The sequence below is a fragment of the Nocardia sp. NPDC055321 genome (assembly GCF_053645575.1).
Genome location: NZ_JBSHMS010000002.1, coordinates 350,829 through 365,430, shown reverse-complemented (window position 1 = coordinate 365,430; position 14,602 = coordinate 350,829). Strand labels below are relative to the sequence as shown.

General features: G+C 70.2%; 12 protein-coding genes. 6 read left to right on the top strand and 6 right to left on the bottom strand.

Translation table 11 applies throughout. The features are described 5' to 3' along the window. Window positions 1-197 precede the first annotated feature (197 nt). The gene (locus ACWIGI_RS04220; protein WP_454200887.1) at window positions 198-1,913 is read left to right on the top strand and encodes a hypothetical protein; all 1,716 of its coding nucleotides are present in this window, start codon (window positions 198-200) and stop codon (window positions 1,911-1,913) included. Here ACWIGI_RS04220 and ACWIGI_RS04215 read toward each other — a convergent pair. Continuing rightward, window positions 1,873-2,655 (bottom strand): hypothetical protein, encoded by a 783-nt coding sequence (locus ACWIGI_RS04215; protein ID WP_454200886.1) that lies wholly within the window; start codon window positions 2,653-2,655, stop codon window positions 1,873-1,875. The genes ACWIGI_RS04220 and ACWIGI_RS04215 overlap by 41 nt on opposite strands. A gap of 586 nt (window positions 2,656-3,241) precedes the next feature. Here ACWIGI_RS04215 and ACWIGI_RS04210 point away from each other — a divergent pair. Next, window positions 3,242-3,553, top strand: coding sequence for a hypothetical protein (locus tag ACWIGI_RS04210; RefSeq protein WP_454200885.1), 312 nt, complete (start codon window positions 3,242-3,244; stop codon window positions 3,551-3,553). A gap of 235 nt (window positions 3,554-3,788) precedes the next feature. Here the strand turns inward: ACWIGI_RS04210 and ACWIGI_RS04205 are convergent, their stop codons facing one another. The 3 genes from ACWIGI_RS04205 to ACWIGI_RS04195 all read right to left on the bottom strand — a co-directional run bounded on the left by ACWIGI_RS04205 (window position 3,789) and on the right by ACWIGI_RS04195 (window position 8,462). Beyond that, the gene (locus ACWIGI_RS04205) at window positions 3,789-4,721 is read right to left on the bottom strand and encodes a DNA-3-methyladenine glycosylase family protein (RefSeq protein ID WP_454200884.1); all 933 of its coding nucleotides are present in this window, start codon (window positions 4,719-4,721) and stop codon (window positions 3,789-3,791) included. A gap of 27 nt (window positions 4,722-4,748) precedes the next feature. Beyond that, window positions 4,749-7,748 carry an FAD-binding and (Fe-S)-binding domain-containing protein gene (locus tag ACWIGI_RS04200; protein ID WP_454200883.1) on the bottom strand — a complete coding sequence of 1,000 codons (3,000 nt, stop codon included), beginning with the start codon at window positions 7,746-7,748 and terminating at the stop codon, window positions 4,749-4,751. 276 nt (window positions 7,749-8,024) lie between these two features. Beyond that, entirely contained in the window at window positions 8,025-8,462 is a 438-nt protein-coding gene (locus tag ACWIGI_RS04195) for a DoxX family protein (protein ID WP_454200882.1), read from the bottom strand. Between the two features lie 263 nt (window positions 8,463-8,725). Here ACWIGI_RS04195 and ACWIGI_RS04190 point away from each other — a divergent pair, with 263 nt between their 5' ends. The 3 genes from ACWIGI_RS04190 to ACWIGI_RS04180 all read left to right on the top strand — a co-directional run bounded on the left by ACWIGI_RS04190 (window position 8,726) and on the right by ACWIGI_RS04180 (window position 12,432). Next, complete coding sequence (locus ACWIGI_RS04190; RefSeq protein WP_454200881.1) at window positions 8,726-10,606, top strand: ABC transporter ATP-binding protein; 1,881 nt, start codon at window positions 8,726-8,728, stop codon at window positions 10,604-10,606. Window positions 10,607-10,750: 144 nt separating this feature from the next. Then, a complete protein-coding gene (locus tag ACWIGI_RS04185) occupies window positions 10,751-11,713 on the top strand; it encodes a class I SAM-dependent methyltransferase (RefSeq protein ID WP_454200880.1) in 963 nt (320 codons plus the stop codon). Window positions 11,714-11,955: 242 nt separating this feature from the next. After that, window positions 11,956-12,432: a hypothetical protein gene (locus ACWIGI_RS04180; protein ID WP_454200879.1), complete on the top strand. Its 477-nt coding sequence runs from the start codon at window positions 11,956-11,958 to the stop codon at window positions 12,430-12,432. Here ACWIGI_RS04180 and ACWIGI_RS04175 read toward each other — a convergent pair. Together ACWIGI_RS04175 and ACWIGI_RS04170 are read right to left on the bottom strand one after the other, a co-directional pair. Then, window positions 12,377-12,853, bottom strand: coding sequence for a PaaI family thioesterase (locus tag ACWIGI_RS04175; RefSeq protein ID WP_454200878.1), 477 nt, complete (start codon window positions 12,851-12,853; stop codon window positions 12,377-12,379). The genes ACWIGI_RS04180 and ACWIGI_RS04175 overlap by 56 nt on opposite strands. Beyond that, window positions 12,850-13,428 (bottom strand): TetR/AcrR family transcriptional regulator, encoded by a 579-nt coding sequence (locus tag ACWIGI_RS04170; protein WP_454200877.1) that lies wholly within the window; start codon window positions 13,426-13,428, stop codon window positions 12,850-12,852. Before ACWIGI_RS04170 ends, ACWIGI_RS04175 begins: the two co-directional genes overlap by 4 nt. 81 nt (window positions 13,429-13,509) lie before the next feature. Here ACWIGI_RS04170 and ACWIGI_RS04165 point away from each other — a divergent pair, with 81 nt between their 5' ends. After that, the gene (locus tag ACWIGI_RS04165; RefSeq protein ID WP_454201025.1) at window positions 13,510-14,583 is read left to right on the top strand and encodes a DNA polymerase IV; all 1,074 of its coding nucleotides are present in this window, start codon (window positions 13,510-13,512) and stop codon (window positions 14,581-14,583) included. The last annotated feature ends 19 nt before the right edge of the window (window positions 14,584-14,602 follow it).

Genomic DNA, 14,602 nt, shown 5'->3' with positions numbered 1-14,602 from the left:
CGTGGTGGGGCCATATCCCCGACGAGATTCGTGCCGAGCGTTACCGGAGATAGTACCGCGCTGTAATCCCAGCCGAAACTTCCGTTGCGGCTGGGAGTCTTAACACGATACAGGTTGTACCTCTCAGATCGCGGTGGCACGCTACACGTTGTACAGCTTGAAGATTCGGATCAACCTGAGATGACGAGGAGCACGGCATGTCCACGGATTCGCCTGCCGTTGATCTCGACCGCGATTGGCGGCAGCGAGCTGCAGAAACCCGGGCCCGGCAAGGCACCAAGACGATACTGGACGCCACCGAGCTCGCCTTACTGACCCGCTTGGCGACCCAACCATCAAAGCCGTTGTCGCAGTTGAGAATGTCGGAGTTGTGCAAGGAGGCTGGCATCGTCCGCACGACCATGCTGCGCCGGTTCAAAACCGTGGAAGAGGTCGGCGCGGCGGTGGCTGAGCGCATGCGGGCCGAGGGCCGGGCGGTCCCGGCACAACTGGCCGACCTTGCCGAACGCCACGCCCGTGACGTGTCCTGGAAATACCAAGCCCATCCCGAACAGAACCGCCTACTCGCCCGCATCTCAAGCAAGCATCCGACCATCGAGGAACTGCAAGCGGGCTACACAGCCGCGCTCACGCGGATGGATGCCACCGACGATCCCACCGAGATCATCTACTGGTGCACCGAACTCACCGAGGCCTGCTTCGCCAACTGCCAGCGGGAGAATCTGCGCCTGTCCAGCAAGCCGCTCGACGACCGCGCGCGCGGTGTCGTACTCGGCCTCGCCCACCAAGCCCTCGACTACGCCGAGCACGGTCTGGGATTCGTCGATGTCGACAACGACGACCACTGCATGCTCGGATTCCGGCTCACTCAGACCGCGGCCCGCGCCGAGCTGCTCGTCTCCACCAAACAGCTGGAGTACGAGACCACCGGGTTGAGCCGGATCCGCTCTCTCAAGGACCTCGAGATCGTCTTCGCCCGCCGGCTGGGATGGCAACTCAAGGCCGAACTGGCCCGATTCCATCGCGACCGATCCGCTGCGCTGTGCGACGACCGCGTCGGCCCCGAAATCGTCTCCATTCGCGAGATCACCGCCACGCTGCTTCGGATGTGCGAACACACTGCCGCACAAGGCCGTCCGCCGATGGACACCCTACCCGCCGACGAACTGTCCGGAGTCATCTCCCGGTTGTGCGCCATCGAGATGGCCTATAGCCGAGCGGACAACTACGCCGCGATCTACCGCAGGGCCTTCCCTCACGGCGCCGATGAGGTGAAGGAAGCGCTGCTCGCGTGCTATTCCACCGCCACCGGCGACGACATCTGGCAGCAGCAACGCGACATCATCGGCCTGATCCGACTGCAGAAGCTCGGCATCGCGCTTGAAGAAGCCGAATCCGCCGGAACCGATCTGCGCGAGGTCATCCAGGAGTACGAGGACGCGCCCCTGGATCTGCTGCGCAGCGCACGCTTCGGCATCATCCGCCACCTGTTGGTCGCCCGATACCTGGCCGCGAAGGCCCGGATGAAGATCGGTCACAAACCCGACGAGGCCGGTGACCCCGACGACGGCTCGATTATCGACGCCTCAAGCATCGAACTGCTCGAGGCCGCGATCTACTTCTACGACTACGCCCAGGCGGTGACCCGCCGCCGCGGCGCCGGCGGCACGCTGCGCAACCTCGCCATGCTCGAACGCCAGCATCTTGCCCTCGCGCACCCCGAAGCGCGCGAGGACACCTACATGCGACCCGAGCCCATCCCGGACGAGGAGTTCAAGCAGTACCAGCAGGCGATCAACGATCTGGTCCTAAAGGGCTTCACCTGGCGCACCCGCCTCAGCGGCACCCAGGTAGAGGCCCTACAGGATCAGATCAACCCGGTAGGTCGCTATCTCGGCCGCGGCCAACGCTGATCCCTCGCTCGGTCCTCGATTCGATCGGTTCGCTCATCCCGTCCAGGACGGCCAGGAACCCGACCGCGGCCGGATGCCATTCGGTCGGGTTGCCCTGCTCGTGCTCGAGCCAGATCGAATCGGTGGCCGAGGGATTCATCGTCGCCCGCACCGCGAGCCCGTTGACGATCGCCGCGGCGGCCGCGGCGAAGGTGGTGGGCTGGAAGTTGTCTTTGAACCTCCAGCCCAACTCGGCCAGCATGCCAGCGTAGAAGTCGGCCATACGCTGGATATCGCGAGAATCCGCCGCAGCCAGCAGATCCCGTGCGCGCTGGTAGAGGTCGTCATCGCGTAACGAGGGTAGGGCGGCGGCCAGGGCGGCATAGGTGTGCGCGGCGCGCATACGGTATGTGTTCTCGAAATTGAACTGCACCGCCTTGCGGATCACCTCGTGCAGCACGCCGCGTCGGCCCTCGACATCGGGCACCAGCCTCCGCTGCTCGTCGCGCAGCAGATGCTTGTTCTTGGCGATCACTTCCTCAGCCGCGGCGATGGTGCCCTCATGCAGCAGGATGTGCTCGGCGCGAGTGGGTTCCACCATCGCCTCGACCAGCTCGATGTAGAACTTCTCGATCGAACCGAAGGCGCGGTAGAACGTAGACTTGGGCACGCCGGCCACTTTCATCAGCTCCGGTACATTCATGTACTTCGGATCCAGTGGCAACCCCCGCTGCTCCATGACCTCCATGGTGGTGGTGATCATGCATTTTCGGTGATCCTCAAGCCGCTTCCGCGCTCTGCGCGCCGAATTTGTGCCTGTGCCAGCTTCATCTTCCCCCGCTGTTGTGCCCGTCATCGCTCCTCATACACTTTGAGACCTCTCGTCTCAGTCTGGCCCGTATCCCGAAGGGCTGGTGCGGTTTCCGCGGGAGAAGTCATGTAAGCGGGTCAGCATAGTGGCAATAACCGACAGTAAGTCCGCCCAGCGCCTACACCCCGCGTCCCTCCGACCTGACGATTTCAAGCGCGGTGGCGCCCGCCGATACCGAGGACGCGTAATCGGTGGGCTGGCACGGCAGCATCTGCGATCTTGCGCGCCCTTTCGCCAATCGACGCATTAACGGAGCTCACCTTGCTGCTCGCCTGCGGTGATTGCGGTGTTGTGTGCGCTTCGCTTGCACTCGGCGCCCCGCAGGCTGTACGCATCATCCCGAGGTAGAGCCGGTCGGCGCGATGCACGTAGGCTCCCACCGACCGCAGCAACGATCGATGGTGATTTCGGAGCGGACCGCTCAGGTGGGCAGAACGGGGCAGGGGCGGGCAACGCCGCGACACGCCATCCGGACCAGGTGCGCCGGGTCCTGGCCTGGCTGGGGAGCGCGGCGGGCAACCGGTACCTCGGGCTGGACGGGAACACCATCCCGGCGGTGGTGTCCGAACAGCGCGTGTACCGGGAGTATTGGACCGGGCGCGGGGTGGATGTCTCCCCGTTCTTCGACGTCCTGCGGGACGGGCAGACCGGCGCCGGCGGCGGACCGGGCTTTCCGGCCGCGCTCGCGGCGATGGATCCGATACTGGCGGAGATGTTCCTCGGGCGGGTGCCGGTGCCGCTCGCGCTGGATCGCGCGCAGGCCGCCGCCACCGACGCGGTACGGGGCTGAGGGTTCTCGGCCGGGCGCGCCGGGTGCGCGGGCGTCGGGTGCGCGGGCGTCGGGTGCGCGGGCCAGGATCGATGCTTCCCTCCGACGAGCGCCGACGCGCCGCGCCCGGCGTTGGGGAACGTGTCGGATCCGGTCAGACTCGCTGTGGGCGGGAAGAATATCCCTCCCGGGGTGAGCGGGAGCCCGGCTCGGCCGGGAACAATGCGCTGCCGCGGGCTCGGCCGTGCGGGGTAGGTCAGATGCGGCTGTGGTCGGTGTAAGGGGTGCGGGGGCCGAACTTGGGTTTGTGGGCGAAGCCCGCGAGGCCGAGGAGGCGGACCGCCCGATAGCGGTGTGGGCGTAGCGGTTCCAGGTACTCGATCATGGCGTCGTCGTCGATCGGCTTGCCGAGCAGCGTCCAGCCGACGGTGGCGGCGAGGTGGAAATCGCCGACCGACAGGGCGTCCGGATCACCGAAGGCGCGCTGGGCGATCTCGGCGGCGGTCCAGACCCCGATGCCGGGAACGGTGCGCAGGCGGGCGGCCGCGTCGGCGTGGCCGAGGGTCGCGGCCTCCTCCAGCTTCGCGGCTATACGGGCCGCCAGCACAATGGTTTTCGAGCGTTGCGGGCCCACGTTCGCGCGGTGGTACTCCCAGGACGGGATGTGCCGCCAGGTCTCCGCGTCGGGCATGAGGCGCAGTCCGCGCGGCGCGGGGCCCGGCGCCTCGGTGCCGAAGCGCCACACCAGTTTCCGCCACGACTCGTGCGCGGTCCTGGTGTGCACCTTCTGTTCCAGCACCGCGGGGACCAGCGCTTCGAAGACCAGGCCGGTGCGCAGCATCCGGAGCCCGGGGTTGCGGCGGTGCGCCTCGGCGATCTTGGGGTGGTCCGGGGTGAAGTCGGTGACGTCCTCGTCGAGGCACAGCATGGCGGGCAGCCCGTCCAGGAACTCCTGCGCGCCGGGGCCCCAGGCCCGGGCCTCGACCGCGCACCGGTCGGCCTGGCGCAGCCGGAAGGTGACCGGGCCGCTCGGCATGCGCGAGGCGTGCCAGTGCGCGCCGTCCGGGGTCTCGCGATGGGTGGGATCACCGAAACCGCGGCGCAGGGGTGTGACGGTGGCCGCCAGGTCGACAGGCCGCTCGGACCGCACCGTGCGCACGGCGGCGGTGATGGGCGGGGCGGAGGTCACCGGAACATTCTGCGCCAGTGACGGCGGTCATGGTCGAGAGGTATCCCCGGGGTCCGCGCGCTCGGTCAGGAACTGGGCTAGATGCTGGGCCTTCCGCCCGGCCAGGTGGTCGGCCTGGGTGCGGCAGCTGAACCCGTCGGCGAGGAGCGTGGCGCCGGGGGCCGCGCGCAGGGCCGGGAGCAGGCCGTTCTCGGCGACCGCGACCGAGACCTCGTGGTGGCCGCGCTGCATGCCGAAGTTCCCCGCCAGCCCGCAGCAGCCGGCGATCTCGCGCACGGTCGCGCCGGTGCGTTCCAGGACGCGGCGGTCGGCCGCGAACCCGGACGCCGCGTGCTCGTGGCAGTGCGGCTGCACCACCACGGTGCGGTCGTTCCGATCGGGCGGCCGCCAGTGCGGCTGGGCCTCCAGGAACTCCGCGAGGGTGCGGACCGCGCCCGCCACCGCGACCGCGCGCTCGTCCTCCGGCAGCAGGTGCGGCAGGTCCTCGCGCAGGGTGGCGGTGCACGAGGGTTCCAAACCGACCACCACTCCCCCGGCACGGGCATGCTCGGCCAGCGCGTCCACCGTGGCCCGCAGCCGCTTGCGCGCGCCGTCCAACTGGCCGGTGCTGATCCAGGTGAGGCCGCAGCACACGCGGCGGTCCGGAATTCTCACCTCGTATCCCAGCGATTCGATCAATTCCGTTGCTGCCCGCAGGATTTCCGGGTCGAAGGCGTCGCTGAACGTGTCCACCCACAGCATCACCGGCTGCGCCGGGACGCTCGCACCGCGTTGGCCAATGGGGTCGGGGGCGTCGATCGGTGAGCCATCGGCGGGAAGCCATGGAGACCGCGCGGGCTCGACGGCATGTTCCCGAGGGCGGGTGGTGGGTGATTCGTCTCCTGTACCGAGGAGGTCGGTGCCTGCCGAATCCTCGGCGCGCCGGTCGTGAAGACCGAGCCGGCCCCCGGTGGGAGGCGTGTGCCCCGGGCCGAGGGGGGTCGATCGGTACGCGCGGCGGAACGACTCGGGGGCGAGGGCCGGGAACGGGCGGCGAGGGTCGAGGCCGGCGGCGCGGGCGGCCAGGCGGCGCAGGGCCGGGGAAGCGGTGAGTCGGTTGACCAGTCGGGGCAAACGGGTTGCGGCGGTGAGCCATTGGGGGAGGCGGCCGAGAGAATAGTGGTCGCGCGGGCGGAGGCGGTGCCGGTAGCGGCGGTGGAGGGTCTCGGACTTGTAGGTGGCCATGTCGATGCCCGCGGGGCAGTCGGAGCGGCAGGCCTTGCAGGACAGGCACAGGTCCAGGGACTCGGCCACGGCGTCAGAGCGCCAGTCGAGGTCGCCGCGCACCACCTCCTGCAGCACGCGGGCTCGGGCGCGGGTGGTGTCCTTCTCGTCGGCCGTGGCCAGGTACGACGGGCACATGAAACCGCCGGTGGCGGAGCTGTCGGCGCGGCAGGCGCCGAGCCCGACGCAGCGGTGCACGGCGGTGGCGAGATCACCGTCGAGGGGGAAGGCGAAGCCGCCGCCGGCGGCCAGGGGGCGCAGACCGGCGACGCGCAGGTCGGCGTCCACGGGACGGGGGCGGACCAGGACGCCCGGGTTGAGGACGTCGTCGGGATCGAACAGGGCCTTGAAACCGGCGAAGGCGGCCAGGGCGGTGTCGGAGTACATGTGGCGCAACAGTTCCGACCGGGCGCGGCCGTCGCCGTGCTCGCCGGACAGGGAGCCGCCGAAGCGCACCACCTGCCGGGCGGCGTCCTCGAGGAAGGCGCGGAAGCGTTGCGGCGCATCGGCTATCGGCAGATCCAGGCGCACGTGGATGCAGCCGTCGCCGAAATGACCGTAGACCAGGCCGTCCACGCCGTGCTCGCGGGTGAGCTCGGCGAATTCGCGCAGGTAGTCGCCGAGCCGTTCCGGCGGCACGGCCGCGTCCTCCCAGCCGGGCCAGGCCGGCGCCCCGTCGGGGGTGCGGCCGGCCAGACCGGCGCCGTCCGCGCGGATCGCCCACAGCGCCTTGGCTTCTCGCGGGTCGAGTACCACGCGCGCGTCGACGGCGTTCGTGGCGCCCGCGAGCAGTTCGGCCGCCGCGCGGGCCAGTTCGGGGGTGTCCGCGGCCAGTTCCACCAGCAGCCAGCCCGCACCGCGCGGCAGGTCCGGTACCCGGCCGCGATGGGCGCGAACCACGTTCACCAGCCGCGCGTCCATGCCCTCGACCGCGATGGGCGCGGCGACCATGACCGCGGCGATGTCGTCCGCCGCCGCGGGCATGTCCGGATAGCCCAGCACCACCAGCACCGTGGCCCGGGGCACCGGCACCAGCGCGACGGTCGCTTCCAGCAGCAGTCCGCAGGTGCCCTCGGTGCCGACGAACGCCTTGGCGACGGCCGAATCCCGTTCGGGCAGCAGGTGTTCGAGTGAGTAGCCGGAGGCCTGCCGCTCGAGCCGGCCGAGTTCGGTGCGGATGACGGCGAGGTTGGCCCGGGTGAACTCCGCCAGTCCCGGCACCGCGGCCGGGTCGTTCGCCAGTCGCCGCGCCTGCCCGCGACCGTCGAGCACGCGCAGCTCCCGCACGGTGTCCGAGGTCCGCCCCCACGCCACCGCGCGCGGCCCGCAGGCGTTGTTGCCGATCATCCCGCCGAGCGTGCACCGGTTCTGCGTCGACGGGTCCGGCCCGAACCGCAACCCCAGTGGCGCGGCCCGCCCCTGCAGCTCACGCAGCACGGTCCCCGGCTGCACCCGCGCCACCCGCCGCTCGGCGTCGACCTCGAGCACCGAGTTCATATGCCTGCTGAAGTCCACCACCAGCCCGGCCCCGATGGCGTTGCCCGCCACCGATGTCCCCGCTCCCCGCGCCGTGACCCCGATCCCCTCCCCCCGCGCGAGTTCGAGCGTCGCCGCGACGTCGTCGTCCGTGCGCGGAAACACCACCCCGACCGGCAACACCCGATAGTTCGAAGCGTCCGACGAGTACTCCACCCGCCGCCGCTCCGACCGGTCGACCTCGCCACGGAGCCGCCCCCGCAGCTCACGCAGCAACGTTTCACTCACCCGGCCAGCCTAGAACCAGCGGTCCCACGCCCCCGTCATGCACGCCTTGCTCGACCGACACTTTGACCCGCGACCCACGGCTTTCGTGGTCCTCGCGGCAGTCGCGCGACACGGAAACGGCCACCCGGTGCGCCGCCGGTGGGCGGCGCGACCGGGTGGCCGCGGGATCGATCGCTGCCAACCCGACGAGCGATCGACGTCGATAGCCGCAGCTCGGCGACCGGTGGGGGCCACCGGTCGCCGGGTCGGGCTATGAACTTGGGGGCGGGGAAACCGTCACCGGGAGAAGGTGTTTCGCAGGTCGGTCAGGGAGGCGCGGCGCTCGTAGGCGATCCAGGCGAAGATCGCGGCCAGGACCAGGGGGAAGATCGCGAGCTCGGGCTTGCCGGCGATGATGCCCTGGGCGCCGGCGGCCAGGATCGTCAGGACCGTCAGGCCCGCGGCCGCCAGGGCGGTCAGCTTCGGGACCATGAGGCCGATGCCGCCCGCCACCTCGGCGAGGCCGATGAAGATGAGCAGGCCCATCGGGATCGTCAGGTTCTCCGGCGGGTTCTCCATCAGGGTGTTCGGGATGACGAGCTTCGGGCCGCCCGAGGCGATGATGAAGAAGAGGCCGAGCACGATCTGCAGGGTCCACAGCACCCGGTTGCGGGTCTTGCCGGGACGGTCGGTGCGGTCGGCGGTGAAAGCGGCGGTGGGGTTCGCGGTGGTCATCGTCTTGTCCTTCTGGTCCGTCGCGCCGGGTTGGTAGCGCGTTCAACAGCTAGGACGAAGGGCCGATTCGGAACTCATCGGTCGCGGCGAATTTTTTTCCGAGCGCCGAGACGAGCGTCGCGCCCGGACGTATACCCCGGCGCCGGAGCGCCGTTCGCTCTCGGCGAAGCAACCGCCGGCATCGCTTGCTCTGAACCTTTGTTGAGGTTCTAGTGTCGGTGGTCCGGGGTTCGATGAGCTCGGACGTGGTGAGGAGTTCGGCGATGAGTATGGAATCGGTGGCGTGGGATCAGCTGTACCGGCAGATGCACGCCAACACGGATGAACGACCGTTGCGGATGGTGACGGCCAGGCGGATCTTCGACTTCGCCCGCGGCCACCATCGGCGACTGCTGGCCTTCCTGCTGTTCAGCGTGGTGGCCGCGGTATTGGCCGTTGCCACACCGGTTCTGGCCGGACGCGTGGTCGACCACATCGTCAGCGGCTCCGCGCCCTCGACGGTGGTGACGCTGGCGGTGATCATCGCGCTGGTCGCGGTGCTGGATGCCGGTCTGGGACTGGTTATCCGGTTGCTCTCGGCGCGCATCGGGGAGGGGCTGATCTTCGATCTGCGGACCGCGGTGTTCGATCACGTGCAGCGCATGCCGGTCGCGTTCTTCACCCGGACCCGGACCGGCGCGCTGGTCAGCCGGTTGAACAACGACGTGATCGGAGCGCAGCGCGCGTTCAGCTCCACCCTCTCGGGCGTGGTCACCAACGTGGTGATGCTGGTCCTCACCCTCGTGGTGATGCTGCGCCTGTCCTGGCAGATCACCCTGCTGGCGCTGGTGCTACTGCCGGTCTTCGTGATCCCCGCGCGGCGCATGGGCGAGAAGCTGGCCGGGATCCAGCGCGAGGCCGCCGGACTCGACGCCCGGATGAGCACCCAGATGACCGAGCGGTTCTCCGCACCCGGCGCGACCCTGGTCAAGCTCTTCGGACAGCCGAGCCGCGAATCCGGCGAATTCGCCGCGCGGGCCGGGCGGGTGCGCGACATCGGCGTGCGCACGGCCATGCTGCAGACGGTGTTCATCACCGCGCTGACCCTGGTCTCGGCGCTCGCGCTGGCGCTGGTGTACGGACTCGGCGGCTGGTTCGCGCTGCGCGGACAGCTGGAAGCCGGTTCGGTGGTGGCGCTCTCGCTGCTGCTCACCCGCCTGTACTCCCCGCTCACCGCACTGGCCAGCGCCCGCGTGGACATCATGTCCGCCATGGTGAGTTTCGAGCGGGTCTTCGAGATCCTGGATCTCGAGCCGCTCATCCAGGACGCGCCGGACGCCACCCCCGCGCCGGACGGGCCCATCGCCGTGGAGCTGGACCGGGTGAACTTCGGCTACCCGGCCGCGGACAAGGTGTCGCTGGCCTCGCTCGAGGATGTGGCCACGCTCGACGCCCGCGGCGGCGAACAGGTGCTGCACGAGGTGTCACTGCGCGCCGAACCCGGGCAGATGGTCGCCCTCGTAGGTTCCTCCGGCGCGGGCAAATCCACCATCGCCCAACTGGTTTCGCGACTCTACGATGTGGATTCGGGCGCCGTGCGGCTCGGCGGGCAGGACGTGCGCGAGCTGACGAGCCGTTCCATCCAGGACACCGTCGGCCTGGTTACCCAGGACGGCCACCTGTTCCACGACTCGATCCGCGCCAACCTGACCCTGGCCCGCCCCGGCGCCACCGAGGCGGAACTGTGGGACGCCCTCGAGCGGGCGCGCCTGCGCGAGCTGATCGCCTCACTGCCCGACGGCCTGGACACCGTGGTCGGCGAGCGCGGCTACCGGCTCTCCGGCGGTGAACGCCAGCGCCTGACCATCGCCCGGCTGCTGCTCAAGCAGCCCCGCGTGGTGATCCTGGACGAGGCCACCGCCTCGCTGGACTCCACCTCCGAGGCCGCCGTCCAGGAAGCCCTGGCCGAGGCGCTGACCGGCCGGACCGCGCTGGTCATCGCGCACCGGCTGTCCACCATCCGCAACGCCGATCAGATCGTGGTGCTCGAACACGGCCGGGTCGTCGAACGCGGAACGCACACCCGGCTGCTGGCCGCGGGCGGACGCTACGCCGAGCTGTACCGCACCCAGTTCGCCGACGACGCCGACTCGGCGGCCGCCTGACGCGGGCCCGGGAGCACCGCACCGACCGGAGGCCGGACGCCGAGCACGCGTCCGGCCTCCGCCGTGCGCGGCAGACGCCCGGGCCCACCGGCCGATCCGGGACATTCGTGCTCGCCGCCCGGGGTGCGCAGTAGCGTCGAACCCATGGGAGCACACACGCACAGTCATGGGCACGGGCACTCACACGGGCTCGGGCACGGGCACTCACACGGCCGGCACCACAGCCACGCTCATGGGCACACCCATGACGGCATCGACTGGACCGAGCAGCTGGCCAACCTGCGGCGGGACGACGCGATGGGCCAGGAGAGCAGCGCGCTGATCGCGCGCAGGCTCATCGGCCTGGTGACCACCGATCTGCCGACCATCGTCGACATCGGCGCCGGGGCCGGCGGGCAGAGCGCGGCGCTGGCGCGGGAGCTGGCCGGGCGCGGCGGCGGGCGGCTGGTGATCGTCGACGCGGTGCCCGAACTCATCGAGGCCGCGCGCGAGACCGTCGACAACGCGCTCGCCGGGGACGACCGGGTTCGCGTGGACACCGTGCACGCCGACGCCGCGGACGACGCGCTGCTCGATCTCGTCCCGGCCGCGGACGTGGTGTGGGCCTCGCGCATGGTGCATCACCTGCCCGATCAGCAGGCGGGCACCGATCGACTGGCCCGGCTGCTGCACCCGGAGGGCTGGCTGGCGCTGTCCGAGGGCGGGCTCACGACCCGTTGCCTGCCTTGGGATCTCGGCATCGGGGAACCCGGCCTGCAGGACCGGCTGCTCGCCGCGCGCGACGCGGGATTCGCTCGCATGCGCGCGGAAATCCCGGCGGCCGTGCGCATGCCGTACGGCTGGGGCAGCGCGCTCGAACGCGCGGGCCTGCACACCGTCACCTCGTTCAGCGTGCTCACCGAACATCCCGCGCCGCCGAGCACGCAGGTCCGCGAGAGCGTGGTCGCCTGGCTCGCGGCGCTGCGCACCCATATCGGCGACGACATCGCGGCCGCGGATCGCGAAACCATCGACGCCCTGCTGGATTCCACCGCGCCCACCCATGTCGCCGCGCGCGAGGACATCTTCATGCTCGGCGCGTCGACCATCTATCTCGGGCAGCGCTGAACCGGGTCGCGCGCGGCGCCACGCCGGTGCGCGCGGACCCCGGATCACCGGGATCGGGCCGGGACCAGTGCCGCAGCGATTCCGGGTTGAACATGATCTGGCGAAGGGTACCGGAGCGAGACCGGCCCGTAACCGGACCGTTAAGGTCCGGCCGGTCCGAAACACCCTGGTGTACGGCATAATTCGACTTCCCTGGCACAGCCGATCGGATGCTTGTTTCACAGGCCGGGGGAGGAGTATCAGTGAGTCGTACGACGGAGCAGCAGCGGGTTTCCGCCTACCGTTTCCCCGAGGCGCCGCACCCCGCGGGCCGCACCGCCCCGCAGCGGTCGCCGCTGGCCGAGCACCCGCTGGAACTGCGGGTGACCTCCGGCTTCCAGCGCACCCCGGAGCAGTGGACGGTACCGAAACAGCTTGTCGCCCACTGCACTTCGGGCCGGGTCGTCATCGACTTCACCCGGGCGCACTGCACCCGCCGGGAAATCGATCTCGAGCTGCACGCCGGGTCCGGCTCCATCGTGATCGTGGTGCCGCGCGGCTGGCGGGTCGACCTCGACGGCCTGCGCCGCGGCGCGGACGCGACCGTCGCCGATCGGGTGAACCTGCCGCGTTTTCCGGGCGCTCCGCTGATCCGGGTCGTGGGTCAGATCGAGACCGGGGTCGTCAAGGCGCGCTACGCGTATCGCTCTCCGATGGAGTGGCTGCGCCGTTCCCGCTGAGCGGCCGTTCGACGCCGCGCGTCGTGCCCTGCGCGACCGCGCACAGCACCGAGCCGTCCGGGCCGTCGGCGAAAACCTCACAGCGGCAGACGGCTTGGCGGCGCGTGGCGTCGATGACGCTCGCCTCCGCGCGCAACCGCTCCCCCGCCGCGGGCCGCAGATAGGTGATGGTGAAGCCGCCGGTCAGCACGTTCGCACCGAGCACCGTGGCCGCGGCATAGGTGAGCGCGTTGTCCGCGGCGTAGGCCAGGACACCGCCGTGCACGTAGCCGAACTGCTGGCCGAGTTCGGGGCGGACCGGAATCTCCAGGGTCGCACGGCCGTCGCCGAAGGCGGTCAGCTCCGCGCCGACGAGCCGGCTGAAGCCCTGCGCCTCGAGAATCCGCTGTCCCAGTTCGAGATTCAATTCGGTGGTGGTCATCGTTCTTCCTTCACCTCGGTTCGATCGGCGCGCAGCACCTGCCAGGCGGCGTCGGCCAGCTGCGGGGCCACCTCGATCGGCGCGGTGACGATCTCGCCGCCGAGCCACTGCCGCGCGTACACCTGCGCGGGCCCCAGCCACAGCGCGTACAGCAGGTCGAAATCCAGTTCGCGCACCGCGCCGTAGCTCGCGTGCGTGCGCCACCAGCGCAGCACCGAGCGCATGAACTCGCGGTTGCTCTCGCTCTCGCGCACCCCCGGCGGTCGCGCGGAGGTGAGAACCTGTGCGCGGTACTGGTTCTCGGTCACCCAGCGCAGATGTTCGGTCACCGCCGCGCGCACCCCGGACTCGGCGTCCGCGCTCTCGCCCACCGCCGCCCAGAAACACCGCTGGTAGTCGGCCAGCGCGTGCGCCCAGACCTGCCGGTACAGCTCGGCCTTGTCGGGAAAGTGGTGGTAGAGCGCGCCGACGCTGGCGCCGGCCGCGTCCCGGATCTGCGTGAGGGTGGCGTCGAGAGCGCCGTGCTCGGCGAACTGCCGCTCGGCCGCGAGCAGCAACCGATCTCGAATCTTCATGTCCAGAATTTAGTTCTGTTTTACTCGATCCCGCAACCCCGAATCCCGGCATTTCCACAGACCATGCGGTATGACGGAGGGGTGGCGCGCTGGCTGTTGCACGTCGACCTCGACCAATTCCAGGCCGCGGTCGAATTCCGCCGCCGTCCCGAGCTGCGCGGACTCCCGGTCATCGTGGGCGGCAACGGGGATCCGAACGAGCCGCGCAAGGTCGTCTCGTGCGCCTCGTACCCGGCCCGCGCGTGCGGGGTGCACGCGGGGATGCCGCTGCGCACCGCGCTGCGGCACTGCCCCGACGGGTTGTTCCTGGCCCAGGATCTGCCCGCCTACGCGGTGGCCTCCGAGGAGATCATGGAGCTGCTGCGCACCTTTCCCGGGCGGGTCGAGGTCCTCGGCTTCGACGAGGCCTTCCTGGCCGCCGACACCGACGACCCCGAACAGCTGGCGCGCGACATCCGTTCCGCCATCGAAGGATTGGGGCTGACCAGCGCGGTCGGCATCGGGGACAACAAGACTCGCGCCAAACTCGCCACCGGATTCGCGAAGGCGGTGGGCAAGTCCGGCGCCACCGAGGAACCGATTCCCGGCGCGGGCACCGGCGTCTTCCGGCTCACCGCGGAGAACTGGACCGCGCTCATGGCGCACCGGCCGACCACCGCGCTGTGGGGCGTCGGCGGTCGCATCGCGAAACGCATGGCGGCCCTGGGCATTCACACCATCGGTGAACTCGCCGCCGCCGACCGCGCGGCGCTGGCCGCCGAATTCGGCCCGAATACCGGACCCTATCTGTGGGTACTCGGGCACGGTGCCGGTGACACCGACGTCGCCGAACCACGAGAACCCGTCGGGCGCAGCCACTCCGAGACCTTCGCCGCCGATCTCACCGAACGCGCCGAGTTCGACGCCGCGATCACCCGGCTCGCCACCGTGGTGGCCGAGGAGACCTTCGCGGAGGGGCGCACCGTGCGGCGGGTGGGCGTCACCGTGCGCACCAGCACCTTCTTCACCCGCACCAAACAGAAGAAACTGCGCGCGCCCACCACCGACCCGGACGAAGTCGTGCGGACCGCACTGCTGGTCCTGCACTCCTTCGAACTGGACCGCCCCATCCGATTGCTCGGCGTCCGCGTCGAATTCGGTCCCGAACCGGGGTGAGCGGCCGCGTTTGACATGC